Here is a 14,525-nt window from a genome sequence, read left to right on the forward strand (position 1 = left end):
CGTCGGGCTGTTCGCCGGCGTCGGGGAGGTGGCCCGGGCCGGGCGCTCCGGCCGGTCCGCTCACGCGGGGCCGCGTTCCACGGCGGTCAGCGCCGCCAGCGGGGTCTCGACCTTGTCGGCGTCGCCGAGCACGACCGTGACCGCCTGCGAGGGCGCCAGGTAGCGGGCCGCCGCCTCGGTGACCTGCTCACGGGTGGCCGCGGCCAGCGCCGCCGAGTGCTCGCTCAGGTAGTCCAGGCGCAGGCCGAAGCTCGCGTAGATGCTGGCCAGGCCGGCCAGTCCGGCCTGGGTGGACATGCCCAGCCGCAGGGTGCCCAGCGCGTACCGGCGGGCCTGCTCCAGCTCCTCCTCGCCCGGCGGCAGGCTGGCGATGCGGCCCAGCTCGTACAGGGTCTCCAGCATCGCCGGGCCGGTCACCTCGGTGGCCACCTCGGCCGCCACCACCAGCGAGGAGCCGGCCACGAAGTGCTCGATCGAGCTGTGCGGGCCGTACGTGTAGCCCTTGTCCTCGCGGATGTTCTCCACCCAGCGCGACGAGAAGTAGCCGCCGAAGACCATGTTGGCCAGTTGCAGCGCCGCGTAGTCGGGGTCGGTGCGGGACACCGCCGGCAGCGCCATCCGCAGCGAGGACTGCACCGCGCCGGGGCGGTCGACCAGCAGCAGCGGGCCGGGCTCCAGCTCCGGGGTGGGCGGCATGTTGCCGTCGCGGCTGGGGCCGATCCAGCCACCGAGCGCCTTCTCGGCGGCGTCGATCGCCTTCTCCGGGTTGAGGTCGCCGACCAGCACCAGCACCGCGCCGTCCGGGCGGACCCGGTCGGCGTGCAGGGCGCGCAGCTGCGCCGGGCGGACGCCCTTGACCTGCTCCGGCTCCGGCGTCTGCACCGCATACGGGTGCCGGCCGTACATCCGGTGCAGCAGCGCCGTGCGGGCCAGGTGGGCCGGCTGGCTCTGGGCGACCTGGATGTGGTCGACCAGGCGGTCCCGCTCGGTGGCTACCTCCTCGCCCGGGTACGTCGGGTCGGTCAGCACCCCGGCCAGGATCTCCAGCATCCGCTCCAGCCCGGCCGCCAGCGAGTTGCCGGTGACCAGCAGCCGGTCCGGGTCCAGCCCGGCGGACAGCCCGCCGCCGACGGCCTGCAGCTCGGCGGCGATGTCGATGCTGGACATGGTCGCGGTGCCGGTGAACAGCGCCTGCGACAGCAGGGTGGCGCGGGCCAGCGGGGCCCGGCCGAACGGCACCCGCAGCCGCATCTCGACCAGCGGCACCGCGGGGCGGCGGATCGCGATGACGGTCAGGCCGCTGCTGAGCCGGCGCTCGGCCTGCTTGGGCAGCTTGAGCTTGGTGTCCGGAATCAACTCGGGCAGGGGTCGTACGCTCACTGGTTGGCTCCCGGGAGGACCTCGATGGTGGCGCGGCGCTCGGGCCGCAGGGTGGCCGCCGCCGCGACGATCTGCGCCTCGGTGACCTCGCCGACCAGCCGGGGCAGCTCGTTGAGCAGCTCCGGGCGGCCGCGCTGGGTCTCCAGGACGGCCATCGGCAGCGCCCGGCCGAGCACCGCGTCGGTGTCCCGCAACAGGTGCGTCGCCATCCGGGCCTGGGTGCGGGACAGCTCGCCCGGTGCCATGCCACCGGTGGCGAGCCGGTCCAGCTCCTCGTCGATCGTGCGCAGCACCTTGTCCGCGTCGCCGCCCGGCGGCATGTGCGCCTGCAGCAGCATCGCGGTCGGGTTGCGGACCTGGTACTCATCCCCCATGAAACCGATGTAGCCGCCGACGCTGGTGACCGTGCGGTCGCGCTGCACCAGCCGCTCGACCAGCCGGGACGCGTCGCCGTCGGTCAGCACCTCGGCGAGCACCACGTACGGCAGGTACGCGTCGAACTCGCCGATCGGGTCCGGCAACCGCCAGCCGCTGGCCACCGCGGGCAGCGGCGCGAGCCGGTCGGTGTACGTCTCCCGGCGCTCACCGGAGATGTCGGGCTCGGCGAAGTCGGGCAGCTTCGGCTTGCCCCGCGCCGGCACGTCACCGAAGTGCCGCTCGATGAGGACGGTCGCGTGCGCCACGTCGAAGTCGCCGGCGACCGCGAGCACGGCGTTGCCGCTCGCGTAGTACTTGTCGAAGAACTCCTCGGCGTCGGCCACCGTCGCGTGGTCCAGGTCGCCGAACGAGCCGTACCCGTCGTGGGCGTTGGCGAAGGTCTCGAACATCACCGGGGGCAGCCGCAACCAGGGGAAGCCGCCGTACGGCCGGTTGAGGACGTTGACCCGGATCTCTTCCTTGACCACGTCGACCTGGTTGCGCAGGTTCTCCTCGGTCAGCCGCGGCCCGCGCATGCGGTCGGCCTCCAGGAACAGCGCCCGTTCGAGGGCGCCGGAGGGCAGCACCTCGAAGTAGTCGGTGTAATCCAGATGGGTGGAACCGTTGAAGCTGCCGCCGGCTCCCTGCACGTGCCGGAAGTGCGCGAGCTTCTCCAGGTTTTCCGAGCCCTGGAACATCAGGTGCTCGAAGAGATGGGCGAAGCCCGTCCGTCCCTCCGGTTCGGAGCGGATGCCGACGTCGTAGACGACTGCCACTCCCACCACCGGGGCGGTGCGGTCGGGGGTGAGGACCACCCGCAGACCGTTGTCGAGGGTGAAGCGTTCCACCGGATACTTCGTCGCGGGAATCTTCATTTTGCGCGCCACACCAGAGAATCTAACCCCCCGCAGCGGTCCGTGTCGGATCCGTGGTCCGGCACCCTCGATCCACGGTGCTAGCTTTCGCGTAGTGAGTCCGTGACGCGAGGTACATGCTTCGATATCCTGTCGCGTCCGATCCACCACCACGACGGGGAGAAGAACCAGTGCCGGTACGGCTGCGCCTGGAGTGTGACTCGACCGCGGACGCGGAGTCGCTGCATCGCTGGCTGCGTCGCGAGCAGGCGGTCCGGGTGGACGGTGAGCTGACCCGGCTGCCCGGCGGCGATCCCGAGCAGATGGGCACGCTGCTCGATGTGCTGACGCTGGTCATCGGCAGCGGGTTGTCCGCCGGCCAGCTCGCGCTCGCCGTGGCCGGCTGGCGGGCCGCGCGCCGGCCGGCGCCCCGGGTGACCATCACGCACACCGGCGCGGACGGTGCGGTCACCCGGATCGAGGTCGCCGACCACGCGGCCCTGGCCACCGCGCTCACCGAGCTCGAGCAACGCGAGAACTAGATCCATGAGTGATGTCACAGATCCGGCCCTGGCGCAGGTGGTGCTGATCGGGGTCTCGGCCTACCGGCGGCTCTTCGAGCTGCCCGCGGCCCGGCGCAACGTGACGGATCTGCGCGATCTGTTCCAGCACGAGGACCTCTGGGGCGTACCGGCGGAGAACTGTCACGTGCTGCTCGACCCGGAGTCCCCGGCCGAGGTGAGCCGGGCGATCCGCCGGGCCGCCGCGGCGGCCGGCAGCGACGGGCTGCTGCTGGTCTACTTCGCCGGCCACGGGCTGGTGGACGCCGACGACGACAACCTGATCCTGGGGCTGCCCGGCTGCGACCCGGAGGTGCCGTACGAGCGCGGCGTGCCGTACGACTGGATCCGCCGGGCCGTCGCCGACACCCGGGCCCGCCGCCGGGTGGTCATCCTCGACTGCTGCTACTCCGGCCGGGCCGGCTCGGAGCTCGGCGGCGACGGCAGCGGCACGGACGCGGTCGCCGACAAGGCCGAGACCGAGGGCACCTGCCTGCTGGTGTCGGCGCCCGCCAACCGGCCGGCCATGGCGCCGCGCGGCGAGGTGCACACCGCGTTCACCGGCGAGCTGATCCGGCTGCTGCGCGACGGGCTGCGACCCCCGCCGCCCGAGCCCACGCCGGCCACGCTGACCGTCCACACCGTCTGGCGTACGGTGCGCCGCGCGATGCTGCGGCGCGGCTTCGAACGGCCCGAGCTGCGCGCCCGGGACTCCGGCGGCGAGATCTCCCTGGTGCACAATCCGGCGGCGCCCCGGCACAACCTGGCCGGCAGCGTGCTCTACGCGGCGCCCTGGTTCGTCGACGAGGATCTGGGCCAGCGGGCGATCCTGGTGTTGCGGCACAACCAGACCGGCGCGCTGGGCGTCTGCATCACCCGGCCGGACGGCGAAATCCCGGACGAGTTCCCGCAGGCGTGGCGGCCGCTGCTGCGCAACCCGGCGATGCTGTTCCACGGCGGCCCGGTGGCCCGGGACGGCTACATCGTAGTGACGCTGCTGCGGGCCGGGGCGGCCAAGCCGCTGCGGTTCACCCCGATCCGCGACCGGCTGGGCACGCTCGCCCTCTCGGCGGTGCCCGAGGACGTGACCGCGGCGGTCGACACCATGCGGGTGTTCGTCGGCTACCTGGGCTGGCGGGCCGGCGAGCTGGAGGAGTTCCTCGACCGGGGCGCGCTGGTCGCCAGCCGGCACACCGCCCGGCAGGTCTTCACCGAACGGCCCGGCGAGCTGTGGCAGTCCCTGCAGGCGGTCCGATGAGCGAGCCGGGCGAGGGACTCAGCGCGGGCGAGGCGCTGCTGCTGGACCGGCTGATGGCGGGGCTGCGGGACGTCGACCAGATCACCCTGCTGCTCGGTTCCGGCGTGACGGCCGGGGTCATCCCGCGGGTGCAGGGCGTGCTGGAGATCGCGGACAGCTTCGCGGCCGGCCGCAACGACGACGGCGCCCTGGAGCGGGCGCTGGAGCAGGCGCGCTCGGAGCTGGTCGGGGCCCGGCCGATCGACGTGTACCGCGCCTATCGGCGGGTCTTCACCGACTGGGTGTCGGCGGGGGCGTTCGACGTGATCGCGCAACAGGCGGTGCTGAAGGCGTACGCGGCCCCGGACCCGATGGAGTCGCCGCTGGCCACCCACGGCCTGGGCCAGCGGCTGGAGCGCGGCGTCGGCGAGGGCGTGGAGAACGACCGCTTCTCGTGGCAGCTGCCGCGCGGCATCCAGGCGCTGGGTCATCTGCTGGCGCAGGTGCCGGAAGCCTTCGACCATCGGGTGCTGACCACCAACTTCGACCCGCTGCTGGAGATCGCGATCCGCTCGGCCCGCGGCCGCGCGGTGAGCCTGCCGATGGACAACCGCGGCGCGTACGGCAGCGCGGGCGGCACGGACGGCGCGGTCCGGGTCTTCCACCTGCACGGCTTCTGGCGCCCGACGCTGCACGTCCGCGGCCCCCAGCTGCTGCACGACCCGGCCCGGATCGCGGAGAACAAGCTGCTGGTCGCGGCAACCGCCGAGCTGATCCGCGGCGACACCGTCTGCGTCATCGGCAGCAGCGACTGGGCCGGCACGCTGACCGCCGCCATCGCCGCGGTGGCCCGCACCCGCCCGATCCGGGTGCTCTGGGCCCTGAACGACCCGGACGCGGCCGACGCGCTGAGCACCGCCGAACGGCTGCGCGAGGCGATCGGCCAGCCGGTCGAGTGCTTCCCCGGCGTCGACTCCGAACGGCTCTTCCCGGCGCTGGCCGAACGCGCCCAGGTCCCGGTGCCACCGCGGGCCACCGGGCTGCGGCACCGGGTGCGGCACCACAGCTGGGAGCGGCAGCTGGTCGCCCAGCCCGGCACCCAGCCGCCACGCGACGTGCCCGGCCTGCTGCTCCAGCTCGAACGCCGGTTCGGCTGGATCAACCAGCAGCGCGGCACCGTCGGCCCGATCCGGCTGCTCTGGCCGGTGCGGCTGCGCTCGCGGGCCTCGGTGATCCACATGGTGCAGGCGTTCGTGGCCGGCGCGCTGGCCCGGCTCGGCGTCGAGGTGCGGGTCTGCATCGACGACGTGGGCTCCCGCGACATCGACTCGGCGGCCGCGTTCCGGGCCGACCTGGAACGCTGGATCGACCACACCGGGCACGGCGCGGTCCGCGAGTTCGTCAGCCTGTCGGAGTTCCTCGAGCAGGTGCAGCGGCAGCCCGCGGACACCTCACCGGAGTCGCTGCTGCGCCCGACGGACCCGTGGTCGGTGGCGCGCACCTTCTACGGCGAGCACAACCCGTCGCTGTACAGCCTGCTGGCCGCGGTGAAGGCGGTGCCGAACCTGACCTCGTGGGACGAGCTGGAGAAGAACGCCTGGCCGATCGTCCAGTCGGTGCTGCGCACGGACGCGAACCGGCTGCTGACGCCGCTGACGCTGTGGCCGTACCTGAACAGCATGCTGCTGGAGAGCGCGACCAACGACGTGATGACCCTCGGCGGGCGCGACGAGGCGATCCTGTGGGCGCAGTGGCGGCAGACGTTCGGGTTCGGGCCGGGGCATCTGTACAACCCGTACATCAAGAGCCTCAAGCACGACGCGCACATGCTGCGCTGGTCGTCGGAGGAGGAGCTGCGCCGGCACCTGCACCGGACCTGGGAGCTGCCGGGCTGGGACGTGGAGGGCAGCTATGTGCCGTGGCTGTTCCAGAACGCGCTGCTGCTGCCCGGCTACCTCAACCAGGAGCCGGTGCCGGAGACCGAGGACTTCCCGCTGGACTCCTGGGCGGCGTTCGTCGCGGCGATCGAGGACGGGCGCCCGGTGCTGGACCTGCTGGCGGCCCGGGTCACCGACCTGTTTCTGCGGCCATGAGCACGCTGGGCCGTTCGGAGGTCGCGGTCCTGGCTTCGCCGAGTTAGCGTCAGGGGTATGACTGCCACAGTTGTGGAGCGCATCGGGCACACCTCCGTCGTGGACGATGCGGCGCTGTGCGTCACCGCCCTGGGTGCGGAGCTGACGGCGTACGTCGCCGGGGCCGCCACCGTCGGGGAGTTCGAGTCCTGGCTCGCCGCCGGGCACCGCCCGGCCTGGCCGGTCCGCCGCCGGCTCGCCGCCGCGGCCGAGCTGGTCAGCGTCTTCGAGTCCGCCAACCAGAGCGCGCTGGCCGCGGCCTGGCTGCGCGAGATGGGCCCGGACGGCGCCGTGCCGGCCCGGGTGTTACGGCACTCCGGTGGCGACGACGCCAGCATCAAGAGCCTGCTCGAGGCCGCCGTGAGCTGGGCGCTCACGCCCGCGGCAGAGTAGCCCCGGTCGCGGCCGCCCACGGCGCCAGCGACCCGTTGAGGTAGCGGCCGGCGTGCCCGGCCAGATCCACGTGCGCGCGGAAGTGCCGGAGCACCGCGTTGCGGACCCCGACCCGGGGCAACACGAAGACGTTCTTGCCGCCGTCCCGCACGTTCTCCACCGCGAGCTCACCCTCGGCGCTGATCAGCAGCGTGGAGTTGGGGGCCCGGTGGGTGCTGGTGAGCCGGATGTCGATCGCCACCCCGTCGGCGGCGGTACGCCGGACCAGCTCGTCCAGCACCTCCTGGACGCCGGCGGGTGCGAGCAGGCCGGCCCGGCTGGGCTGGGCCGCCTTGCCGACCGGCACCACGACGTGCAGCACCCAGGTGGTGACGCCGAACCCCACCAGCCGATCACGCAGGGCGAGCAACGTGCCGAGGTCGCCGTTGCGCGCCGTGACGACGGTCTGCACGCTGCACGGCACGTCCGCCCGGACCGCGCGCTGGATCGCGTCCTGGGCGTAGACGGCGGAGCTGGTGCCCGGCGGCAGGTGCCGGCGGTTCGCGGGGCGCAGCGCGTCGTTGCCGGCCCGGTCGGCGCTGTCCAGCGAAACCCGCACGTGCACCTGGTGCCGGCGCAGGACCGGGACCAGGCGGCTGAAGTCGCCGACGCCGGAGGTGTCCAGCACCACCGCCTTGCCGGTCTCCGCCAGCCGGGCGATCAGCCGCTCGGCGCGCTCGACCCGGGCCAGCGGCTCGCCGCCGGTGACCACGCCGACCATCGCCGGGGTGGCCGCCGCGGCCCGCAGCACCCGGGCGAACCCGGCCTCGTTCTCCTGCTCGCGGTAGCCGACCATGAGGTCGTCGGCGTGGCAGTACAGGCAGCGCAGCGGGCAGAACGCGGTCGCGAAGCAGTTCACCACCAGCGGCGCGGTCACCGTGGGCAGCGCGGCCAGCTGCCCGACCACGGACCGGCCGAAGAACGCCCGGCGCGGGGTGTCCGGGTCGGTCTCGCAGATGCCCAGCTCGGCCAGCGCCCGGGTCTCGGCGGCGCCGGCGGGCCGGCCGGCCCGCACCTGGCGCAGGGCGTGCAGGTGGGCCGGGTCGAGCGCGAAGAAATGGTCGCGGCGCGGGACGTACGCGATGGAGTCCCGCACCCGCACGCCCGGTGCCAGGCGGACGGTCGTGGACGTTCGGCGGCGCTCGGACAGGGCGAACACGGGGCGATATTGCCACACTCAGTAGTCGTTCTTGTTTCGCCGCTCCGTGACTTCGCGGGCGCTACCGGCCGGCCGGCGCCCCGTCGATCGTCGCCTTGGGGTTCAGCTTGATCAGCTGAGCCACCACCTCCGGGCGCGCCTTCGGGAAGCGCAGCTGGTCCCGCGCCACGTACGGCGCACCGGTGGCCCGGGCGACCGCGTCGGGCACCAGCCCGGTCAGGATCAGCACCACGCCGAGCACGCCCAGCACCGCGAACAGGCCGCCGGGCGGGTCCAGGTCGCCGAACCGGCCCCAGAGCAACAGCACGTCGGCGACCACGAACAGCAGGATGACAACCGGCACCACGCCGTACCCGAAGATCTTGCGGAGCCGGCCGACCCGCTCGACCGCGCGCGCCGCACTCGCGCCCATCGGCACCTCGATCGCGGCCCCCGACCAGGGCAACCGGGGCAACGGGACGATCGCGGTCTCCCGCTTGCCGTCGCCGGTCAGCACCGGCTGCGGCCAGCGCAGACCGGACACCTCGTGCAGGCCGATCCTGATCGCCGTCGTCTCCGGGGTCCCCACGGCGGGTGACGATACCCGGTCGCGGCCTTCTCACCATCCGGTTCGGGCTTGACGATCCCCGCCCACCTCGTCCACTATTCCCATCTATCAGATAGAGAAAGCAGAGTTAGCGCTCCGCCGGACCGAGAGGACCTGGTTGTGTACGTCTCGGCACGCACCGACTACGCCGTCCGGGCCATGCTGACGATCGCGGCCGGCCACCCCCAGCTGGTCAAAGCCGCCGCCCTGGCCGCGGCCCAGGACATCCCGCTCAGCTTTCTCCAGGGCATCCTGCTCGACCTGCGCCGGGCCGGCCTGCTGCACAGCCACCGCGGCGTGGACGGCGGATACTCGCTGGCCCGCCCGGCCGAGGAGATCACCGTCGGCGACGTCGTCCGCTCCGTCGGCGGCGCCCTCACCATGGTCCGCGGCCTGCCCACCGGGACCACGACCTACCACGGTGTCGCCACCGGGCTCAAGGACGTCTGGCTCGCGGTGGAGCAAGCCATCGAGGGTGTCGTGAACCACCGCACGCTTGCCGAACTCACCGTTTCCGCTGTTTCCACGAATTAGGAGTGAGCATGAGCTCCCGCACTCTCCGTGCGCTTGCCCTCGCCGCCGCCGCTGTCCTGACGGCCACCACCCTCGCAGCGTGCGGAGGCGACGATGAGGCCGCCTCCGGCGGCGAGGCCGGCGCGCTCCGGCTGGGCTACTTCCCGAACATCACCCACGCGCCGGCCCTGATCGGGGTGAAGAACGGGCTGTTCCAGCAGGCGCTGGGCAGCACCAAGCTGGAACCCAAGACCTTCAACGCCGGCCCGGCCGCCATCGAGGCGCTCTTCTCCGGCGCCATCGACGCCACCTACATCGGCCCGAACCCGGCGATCAACGGCTGGGCCACCTCCAAGGGCACCGCGCTGAAGATCATCGCGGGCAGCACCTCCGGCGGCGCCGGCCTGGTGGTCAAGGCGGGCATCAACGGCCCGGCCGACCTCAAGGGCAAGAAGATCGCCACCCCGCAGCTCGGCAACACCCAGGACGTCGCGCTGCGCGCCTGGCTGAAGGCGAACGGCCTCAACGCCGACCAGCAGGGCGGCGGCGACGTCTCGGTGCTGCCGCAGGACAACGCGACCGCGCTGCAGGCCTTCGCCCAGGGCGCGATCGACGGCGCCTGGGTGCCCGAGCCCAACCTGAGCCGGATGATCCTGGAGTCCAAGGGCAAGCTGCTGGTCAACGAGAAGGACCTGTGGCCGAACGGCCAGTTCGTGACCACCCACCTGATCGTCAAGCAGGAGTTCCTGAAAAAGTACCCGGAGACGGTCAAGAAGCTGCTGCAGGGCCACATCGCCGCGGAGAAGCTCATCGCGACCGACAGCGCGGGCGCCCAGAAGGCCGCCAACGAGCAGATCGGCGCGCTGTCCGGCAAGCCGCTCAAGGACGACATCCTGGCCTCGGCGTTCAAGAACCTGTCGTTCACCAACGACCCGATCGCCTCGTCGCTCTACACCAGCGCCCAGCACGCCCAGGACGTCGGCCTGCTCAAGCCGGTCGACCTCAAGGGCATCTACGACCTCGGCCCGCTCAACGAGCTGCTGAAGGCCGACGGCCAACCCGCGGTCAGCGACGCCGCCGCCGCCTGATCCATGCCCGGCCGGGTCCGCCGCAAGCGGGCCCGGCCGGCTCCACCTGGGAGTTCCCATGAGCATTCTGGAAGCCACGGACACCCGGACCGAACGGGACGCGATCGTCCGGCTGGACAGCGTCTCCAAGCAGTACGGCTCCGGCAGCAACACCCTGCTCGCCCTCGACCGGGTCTCGCTGACCGTGGCCAAGGGCGAATTCGTCTGTCTGCTGGGCGCGTCCGGCTGCGGCAAGAGCACGCTGCTCTCGCTGGTCGCCGGGCTGGACCAGCTCAGCGGCGGCACGCTGGACATCGACGGCCGGCACGTCTCGCTGATGTTCCAGGAGGCGGCGCTGTTCCCGTGGCTGTCCGTGGCCGGCAACGTGGAGCTGCCGATGCGGCTGCGCGGCATCGGCCGGGCCGAGCGCCGCCAGCGCGCGGAGGAGCTGCTGGAGGTGGTGCGCCTCAGTGGCTTCGGCCACAAGCGCCCGCACGAGCTCTCCGGCGGCATGCGCCAGCGTGTCGCCCTGGCCCGGTCGCTGGCCCAGAACGCCGACATCCTGCTGATGGACGAGCCGTTCGGGGCCCTGGACGCGATGACCCGCGACATCCTGCACGACGAGCTGGAACGGATCTGGCGCGAGCAGCACCTGACCGTGCTCTTCGTGACCCACAACGTGCGCGAGGCCGTCCGCCTCGGCGACCGGGTGGTGCTGCTGAGCAGCCGCCCGGGCCGGGTCATCGAGGACTTCCCGATCACCCACCAGCGCCCCCGGCGCATCGACTCGCCCGAGGTCTCCGGCCAGGCCGCCGAGATCACCGACCGGCTCCGCGCGGAGGTCGCCCGCCATGCAAGCTGAGGTTCCCACCGCCCGTACCGCGGCCGACACCGCCGCCGCCGACCGGATCACCGGCCTGGACGCCCTCGAACTCGGCCCGGAGCGCGGCAAGGCCGCCCTCGGCGGACGGATCTGGCGCAGCGCCTGGCCCAAGCTGCTGGCCGTCGTGATCGTCATCCTGGCCTGGCAGGCCGTGGTCTGGGCGCAGTGGAAGCCCGAGTACGTGCTGCCCGGCCCGGCCACGGTCTTCGGCGACCTGGGCACGCTGATCACCACCGGTGACTTCTGGGAGGGCGTCCAGCTGACCATGATCCGCGCGGTCACCGGCTTCGCGCTGGCCGTGCTGATCGGCACGGTCGTCGGCGCCGCGGTCTCCCGCTTCGCGCCGCTGCGGGCGGCCATCGGCTCGCTGATCACCGGCCTGCAGACGATGCCGTCGATCATGTGGTTCCCGCTGGCCATCCTGCTGTTCCAGATCAGCGAGAGCGCGATCATGTTCGTGGTCGTCATCGGCGCCGCGCCGTCGGTGGCGAACGGCCTGATCAGCGGCATCGACTACGTGCCGCGCACCTGGCTGCGGGTCGGCCAGGTGCTGGGCATGACGGGCTTCGCCAAGTACCGCTACCTGATCCTGCCGGCGTCGCTGCCGTCGTTCATCTCCGGGCTCAAGCAGGGCTGGGCGTTCTCCTGGCGCAGCCTGATGGCCGGTGAGCTGCTGGTGATCGTGCCGGGTGCGCTCTCCATCGGCGTACGGATGCAGCAGGCCCGCGACCTCAGCGAGTCCAGCCTGGTCATCTCGTTCATCATCGTGGTGCTGGTGATCGGCATCCTGATCGACATGCTCTTCAACGCCGCCGACAACGCGCTGCGCAAACGCTGGGGCCTGACCGGCGCCTAGATCGGGCGCACGGATTTGAGCACGTCGTCGATCACGTAGTCGAACTGCTTGTGCGTGCCGGGGATCGAGACGTACAGCACCGCGGCGGTCGTCTTGCCGACGTCGATGACCGCCACCGCCGAGAGCTCGTCGGTGGCGGTCAGCCCCGCGGCCTGGAAGTGCAGCCGGAACTCGCTGACCCAGGCCGGCCTGCCGCCCAGCGTGGTCATCTCGTCCCGCAGCGGCTCGACCGTGTTGGGCTGCGGGTAATACTCCGCGCGCACGTCCGCGGCGACCTGCCGGCCGACGCACTTGAGGTCGACCGTCACCGCGTCGTTGTCGGCCGCCGGCACCGCCGCCGACAGGATCGACGCGTGGTAGCTGCCGGCGCTGTACTGCTCCGTCACGAAGTGCTGGCCGACCCGGTAGGGCACCTCGAGCGTGCCGGCGCGCCAGGTGGTGTCCCACGGGACCCAGGGGGCGCCGTACCGCTTGTAGGAGATGCCCGCGTCGGGGTCGGTGGTCCGCTCGCCGGGCACCGCCGGCGGCGGCGCGCTGGGCCGGCCGGTCGGGTCGGCGCTGGGTGCCACGGTCGGCGCCGGGCACATCTGGGCCAGCGGCGGCCGCAGATCGGCGGGGGCGTCGGCCGCGCTGCCGAAGGCGTCACCCTCCGAGCTCAGCCCGATGATCAGGATCACCACCAGGCCGACCGCGAGGATCGCGCCGGCGATGCCACCGAAGATCAACATCTGCCGCCGGCGGCGCTCCGGCCCGGCAACGCGGGGCGGCTCCGGCGGGGTGGGTGGTGGCGGCACCAACGGGGGTACGCCCGGAGCGGTCACGGTGCCCGAGCCCCACGCCCCGCCCGGCCGCGACCAGGCGGCAGGAGGCTGCGTGCTGTCGGACATCACCCCAGTGAACACCACCCGGGCGCGTCATGGGTCACCGCCCGAGCGCGGTGCCCGCCCCCGGCGGGTAGGTCTGCACCACGGAGGCGCCGGCGTCGCCGGGGCCGACCGGGCCGTACCACGGGGCGAACGCGACGACGAGCACGAGCGCGAGCCCGAAGACGGCCAGAGCGAGCACCAGGGCCAGCTCCCGGCGGGCGGACACGGTCTGCATGCGAAAGCCTCCCCAGCGAAGCCGGACCCCTCCCGGGATCCGGCACAGTCATCTCTAAGACGCCGCTGAGCCTCGATCGGTTGCATTCCAGCCAGGCAACCTTCAGCCGGTGCCGGTACCGTAACCGGATGGAAATCGTGTATCCCCCCGTCATCGGCTTGGCCAAGACGATGTTCCGCGTGCTTGACCTGCGGATTCAGATCGAAGGGGCGGAGCACATCCCCGCCACGGGCGGGGCGGTGCTGGCCAGCAACCACGTCAGCTATCTCGATTTCATCTTCTGCGGCCTGGGCGCCCAGCCGGCCAAGCGGCTGGTCCGGTTCATGGCCAAGAAGTCGGTCTTCACCCACAAGGTCAGCGGCCCGTTGATGCGCGGCATGCACCACATCCCGGTGGACCGCAAGGCGGGCACCGCGGCCTTCAACGAGGCCGAGAAGGCGCTCAAGGGGGGCGAGGTGGTCGGCGTCTTCCCGGAGGCGACGATCAGCGAGTCGTTCACGGTGAAGGGGCTGAAGTCGGGCGCGGCCCGGCTGGCGCAGGCGGCCGGGGTGCCGCTGATCCCGATGGCGGTGTGGGGGCCGCACCGGCTCTGGACCAAGGGCCGCAAGAAGGAGCTGACCAAGCGGCACGTGCCGGTCATCATCAAGATCGGGGCGCCGATCCTGGCCGCGGCGGGCGCCACCACCGAGGCGACCACGGCGGTGCTGCGGCAGCGGCTGAGCGCGCTGCTGGACGCGGCCCAGCGGGAATACCCGGAGAAGCCGTCCGGTCCGGATGACATGTGGTGGCTGCCGGCCCACCTGGGCGGCACCGCGCCGCGGCCCGAGCAGGTGGGCGACGCCTCGCCGGCGGGCGCCTGAGCGCCCTCGACAACGTCATCGGCGCCGGCCCCCAGGAGGGCCGGCGCCGATGGTCAGCGCGGGGCTGAGATCAGAGCGGGCGGATGTTCGCGGCCTGCGGGCCCTTCTGGCCCTGGGTCACCTCGAACTCAACCCGCTGGTTCTCGTCCAGGCTGCGGTAGCCGGAAGTCTGGATGGCGGAGAAGTGGGCGAAGACGTCGGCACCGCCGTCGTCCGGGGTGATGAACCCGAAGCCCTTGTCCGCGTTAAACCACTTCACTACGCCGGTAACCATGCTCGTCTCCTCGACGGTCGATCGTTCCCGTCCATTATCGCCGGGAACGAGGTAGTAAGACCCGCACTTCGCGGGACTCGTGTCGCCGTACTGATCGCCCGTACCGGAGAAACCCGGGTTACGACAAAGAGCGCCTGGGGCAGAATCCCCACAGGCGCTCCTAGGTACTTGGGAACCAAACTGACAACGCGATGGAGCCTAGCACGACGAAGGG

Annotated in this window: 16 protein-coding genes; 9 read left to right on the plus strand and 7 right to left on the minus strand. The window is 72.3% G+C overall.

What is annotated here, in order from left to right:
* Positions 1 to 60: 60 nt before the first annotated feature.
* The gene (locus tag ACIBQZ_RS06475) at positions 61 to 1,380 is read right to left on the minus strand and encodes a M16 family metallopeptidase (protein WP_396087431.1); all 1,320 of its coding nucleotides are present in this window, start codon (positions 1,378 to 1,380) and stop codon (positions 61 to 63) included.
* Positions 1,377 to 2,672 carry a M16 family metallopeptidase gene (locus ACIBQZ_RS06480; RefSeq protein ID WP_396087914.1) on the minus strand — a complete coding sequence of 432 codons (1,296 nt, stop codon included), beginning with the start codon at positions 2,670 to 2,672 and terminating at the stop codon, positions 1,377 to 1,379. Before ACIBQZ_RS06480 ends, ACIBQZ_RS06475 begins: the two co-directional genes overlap by 4 nt.
* Positions 2,673 to 2,842: 170 nt before the next feature.
* On the opposite strand from ACIBQZ_RS06480, the gene ACIBQZ_RS06485 reads away from it, so the two are divergent.
* Genes ACIBQZ_RS06485 through ACIBQZ_RS06500 form a run of 4 tightly spaced genes read left to right on the plus strand, consistent with a single transcriptional unit; the run spans position 2,843 to position 6,973 of the window.
* On the plus strand, positions 2,843 to 3,193 hold the full coding sequence (locus tag ACIBQZ_RS06485) for a hypothetical protein (RefSeq protein WP_396087432.1): 351 nt from the start codon (positions 2,843 to 2,845) through the stop codon (positions 3,191 to 3,193).
* 4 nt (positions 3,194 to 3,197) lie between these two features.
* The gene (locus ACIBQZ_RS06490) at positions 3,198 to 4,469 is read left to right on the plus strand and encodes a YqgE/AlgH family protein (protein ID WP_396087433.1); all 1,272 of its coding nucleotides are present in this window, start codon (positions 3,198 to 3,200) and stop codon (positions 4,467 to 4,469) included.
* A complete protein-coding gene (locus ACIBQZ_RS06495) occupies positions 4,466 to 6,541 on the plus strand; it encodes an SIR2 family protein (protein WP_396087434.1) in 2,076 nt (691 codons plus the stop codon). Before ACIBQZ_RS06490 ends, ACIBQZ_RS06495 begins: the two co-directional genes overlap by 4 nt.
* Before the next feature lie 57 nt (positions 6,542 to 6,598).
* On the plus strand, positions 6,599 to 6,973 hold the full coding sequence (locus ACIBQZ_RS06500; protein ID WP_396087435.1) for a hypothetical protein: 375 nt from the start codon (positions 6,599 to 6,601) through the stop codon (positions 6,971 to 6,973).
* Here the strand turns inward: ACIBQZ_RS06500 and ACIBQZ_RS06505 are convergent.
* Together ACIBQZ_RS06505 and ACIBQZ_RS06510 are read right to left on the minus strand one after the other, a co-directional pair.
* Positions 6,954 to 8,171, minus strand: coding sequence for a radical SAM protein (locus ACIBQZ_RS06505; protein ID WP_396087436.1), 1,218 nt, complete (start codon positions 8,169 to 8,171; stop codon positions 6,954 to 6,956). The genes ACIBQZ_RS06500 and ACIBQZ_RS06505 overlap by 20 nt on opposite strands.
* A gap of 61 nt (positions 8,172 to 8,232) precedes the next feature.
* Positions 8,233 to 8,739, minus strand: coding sequence for a hypothetical protein (locus ACIBQZ_RS06510; RefSeq protein ID WP_396087437.1), 507 nt, complete (start codon positions 8,737 to 8,739; stop codon positions 8,233 to 8,235).
* A gap of 138 nt (positions 8,740 to 8,877) precedes the next feature.
* On the opposite strand from ACIBQZ_RS06510, the gene ACIBQZ_RS06515 reads away from it, so the two are divergent.
* The 4 genes from ACIBQZ_RS06515 to ACIBQZ_RS06530 are packed head-to-tail and all read left to right on the plus strand — an operon-like array spanning position 8,878 to position 12,076.
* Positions 8,878 to 9,291: an RrF2 family transcriptional regulator gene (locus ACIBQZ_RS06515; RefSeq protein WP_396087438.1), complete on the plus strand. Its 414-nt coding sequence runs from the start codon at positions 8,878 to 8,880 to the stop codon at positions 9,289 to 9,291.
* An 8-nt stretch (positions 9,292 to 9,299) separates the two neighbouring features.
* On the plus strand, positions 9,300 to 10,358 hold the full coding sequence (locus tag ACIBQZ_RS06520; RefSeq protein ID WP_396087439.1) for an ABC transporter substrate-binding protein: 1,059 nt from the start codon (positions 9,300 to 9,302) through the stop codon (positions 10,356 to 10,358).
* Positions 10,359 to 10,416: 58 nt separating this feature from the next.
* Positions 10,417 to 11,199, plus strand: a complete 783-nt coding sequence (locus tag ACIBQZ_RS06525; RefSeq protein ID WP_396087440.1) for an ABC transporter ATP-binding protein — start codon at positions 10,417 to 10,419, stop codon at positions 11,197 to 11,199.
* The gene (locus tag ACIBQZ_RS06530) at positions 11,189 to 12,076 is read left to right on the plus strand and encodes an ABC transporter permease (RefSeq protein ID WP_396087441.1); all 888 of its coding nucleotides are present in this window, start codon (positions 11,189 to 11,191) and stop codon (positions 12,074 to 12,076) included. The genes ACIBQZ_RS06525 and ACIBQZ_RS06530 overlap by 11 nt, the downstream gene beginning before the upstream one ends.
* Here ACIBQZ_RS06530 and ACIBQZ_RS06535 read toward each other — a convergent pair.
* Together ACIBQZ_RS06535 and ACIBQZ_RS06540 are read right to left on the minus strand one after the other, a co-directional pair.
* Positions 12,073 to 12,963: a hypothetical protein gene (locus ACIBQZ_RS06535; RefSeq protein WP_396087442.1), complete on the minus strand. Its 891-nt coding sequence runs from the start codon at positions 12,961 to 12,963 to the stop codon at positions 12,073 to 12,075. The two genes, ACIBQZ_RS06530 and ACIBQZ_RS06535, sit on opposite strands and share 4 nt — an antisense overlap.
* Before the next feature lie 34 nt (positions 12,964 to 12,997).
* Positions 12,998 to 13,177: a hypothetical protein gene (locus ACIBQZ_RS06540; RefSeq protein ID WP_396087443.1), complete on the minus strand. Its 180-nt coding sequence runs from the start codon at positions 13,175 to 13,177 to the stop codon at positions 12,998 to 13,000.
* 128 nt (positions 13,178 to 13,305) lie between these two features.
* Here ACIBQZ_RS06540 and ACIBQZ_RS06545 point away from each other — a divergent pair, with 128 nt between their 5' ends.
* Positions 13,306 to 14,037 carry a lysophospholipid acyltransferase family protein gene (locus tag ACIBQZ_RS06545; protein ID WP_396087444.1) on the plus strand — a complete coding sequence of 244 codons (732 nt, stop codon included), beginning with the start codon at positions 13,306 to 13,308 and terminating at the stop codon, positions 14,035 to 14,037.
* A gap of 70 nt (positions 14,038 to 14,107) precedes the next feature.
* On the opposite strand, the gene ACIBQZ_RS06550 is transcribed toward ACIBQZ_RS06545, so the two are convergent.
* A complete protein-coding gene (locus tag ACIBQZ_RS06550; protein WP_015625344.1) occupies positions 14,108 to 14,311 on the minus strand; it encodes a cold-shock protein in 204 nt (67 codons plus the stop codon).
* Positions 14,312 to 14,525 lie beyond the last annotated feature (214 nt).

Origin of the sequence: Actinoplanes sp. NPDC049599, assembly GCF_044465625.1 — a bacterium.
In the GTDB taxonomy this organism is placed as follows: Bacteria; Actinomycetota; Actinomycetes; order Mycobacteriales; family Micromonosporaceae; genus Actinoplanes.

Bases quoted from the DNA above. Each gene is read 5' to 3' on its own strand.
- ACIBQZ_RS06495 (WP_396087434.1), top strand. From the start codon at position 4,466: ATGAGCGAGCCGGGCGAGGGACTCAGCGCGGGCGAGGCGCTGCTGCTG.
- ACIBQZ_RS06480 (WP_396087914.1), bottom strand. From the start codon at position 2,672: ATGAAGATTCCCGCGACGAAGTATCCGGTGGAACGCTTCACCCTCGAC.
- ACIBQZ_RS06500 (WP_396087435.1), top strand. From the start codon at position 6,599: ATGACTGCCACAGTTGTGGAGCGCATCGGGCACACCTCCGTCGTGGAC.
- ACIBQZ_RS06550 (WP_015625344.1), bottom strand. From the start codon at position 14,311: ATGGTTACCGGCGTAGTGAAGTGGTTTAACGCGGACAAGGGCTTCGGG.
- ACIBQZ_RS06520 (WP_396087439.1), top strand. From the start codon at position 9,300: ATGAGCTCCCGCACTCTCCGTGCGCTTGCCCTCGCCGCCGCCGCTGTC.
- ACIBQZ_RS06540 (WP_396087443.1), bottom strand. From the start codon at position 13,177: ATGCAGACCGTGTCCGCCCGCCGGGAGCTGGCCCTGGTGCTCGCTCTG.
- ACIBQZ_RS06525 (WP_396087440.1), top strand. From the start codon at position 10,417: ATGAGCATTCTGGAAGCCACGGACACCCGGACCGAACGGGACGCGATC.
- ACIBQZ_RS06490 (WP_396087433.1), top strand. From the start codon at position 3,198: ATGAGTGATGTCACAGATCCGGCCCTGGCGCAGGTGGTGCTGATCGGG.
- ACIBQZ_RS06530 (WP_396087441.1), top strand. From the start codon at position 11,189: ATGCAAGCTGAGGTTCCCACCGCCCGTACCGCGGCCGACACCGCCGCC.
- ACIBQZ_RS06535 (WP_396087442.1), bottom strand. From the start codon at position 12,963: ATGTCCGACAGCACGCAGCCTCCTGCCGCCTGGTCGCGGCCGGGCGGG.
- ACIBQZ_RS06545 (WP_396087444.1), top strand. From the start codon at position 13,306: ATGGAAATCGTGTATCCCCCCGTCATCGGCTTGGCCAAGACGATGTTC.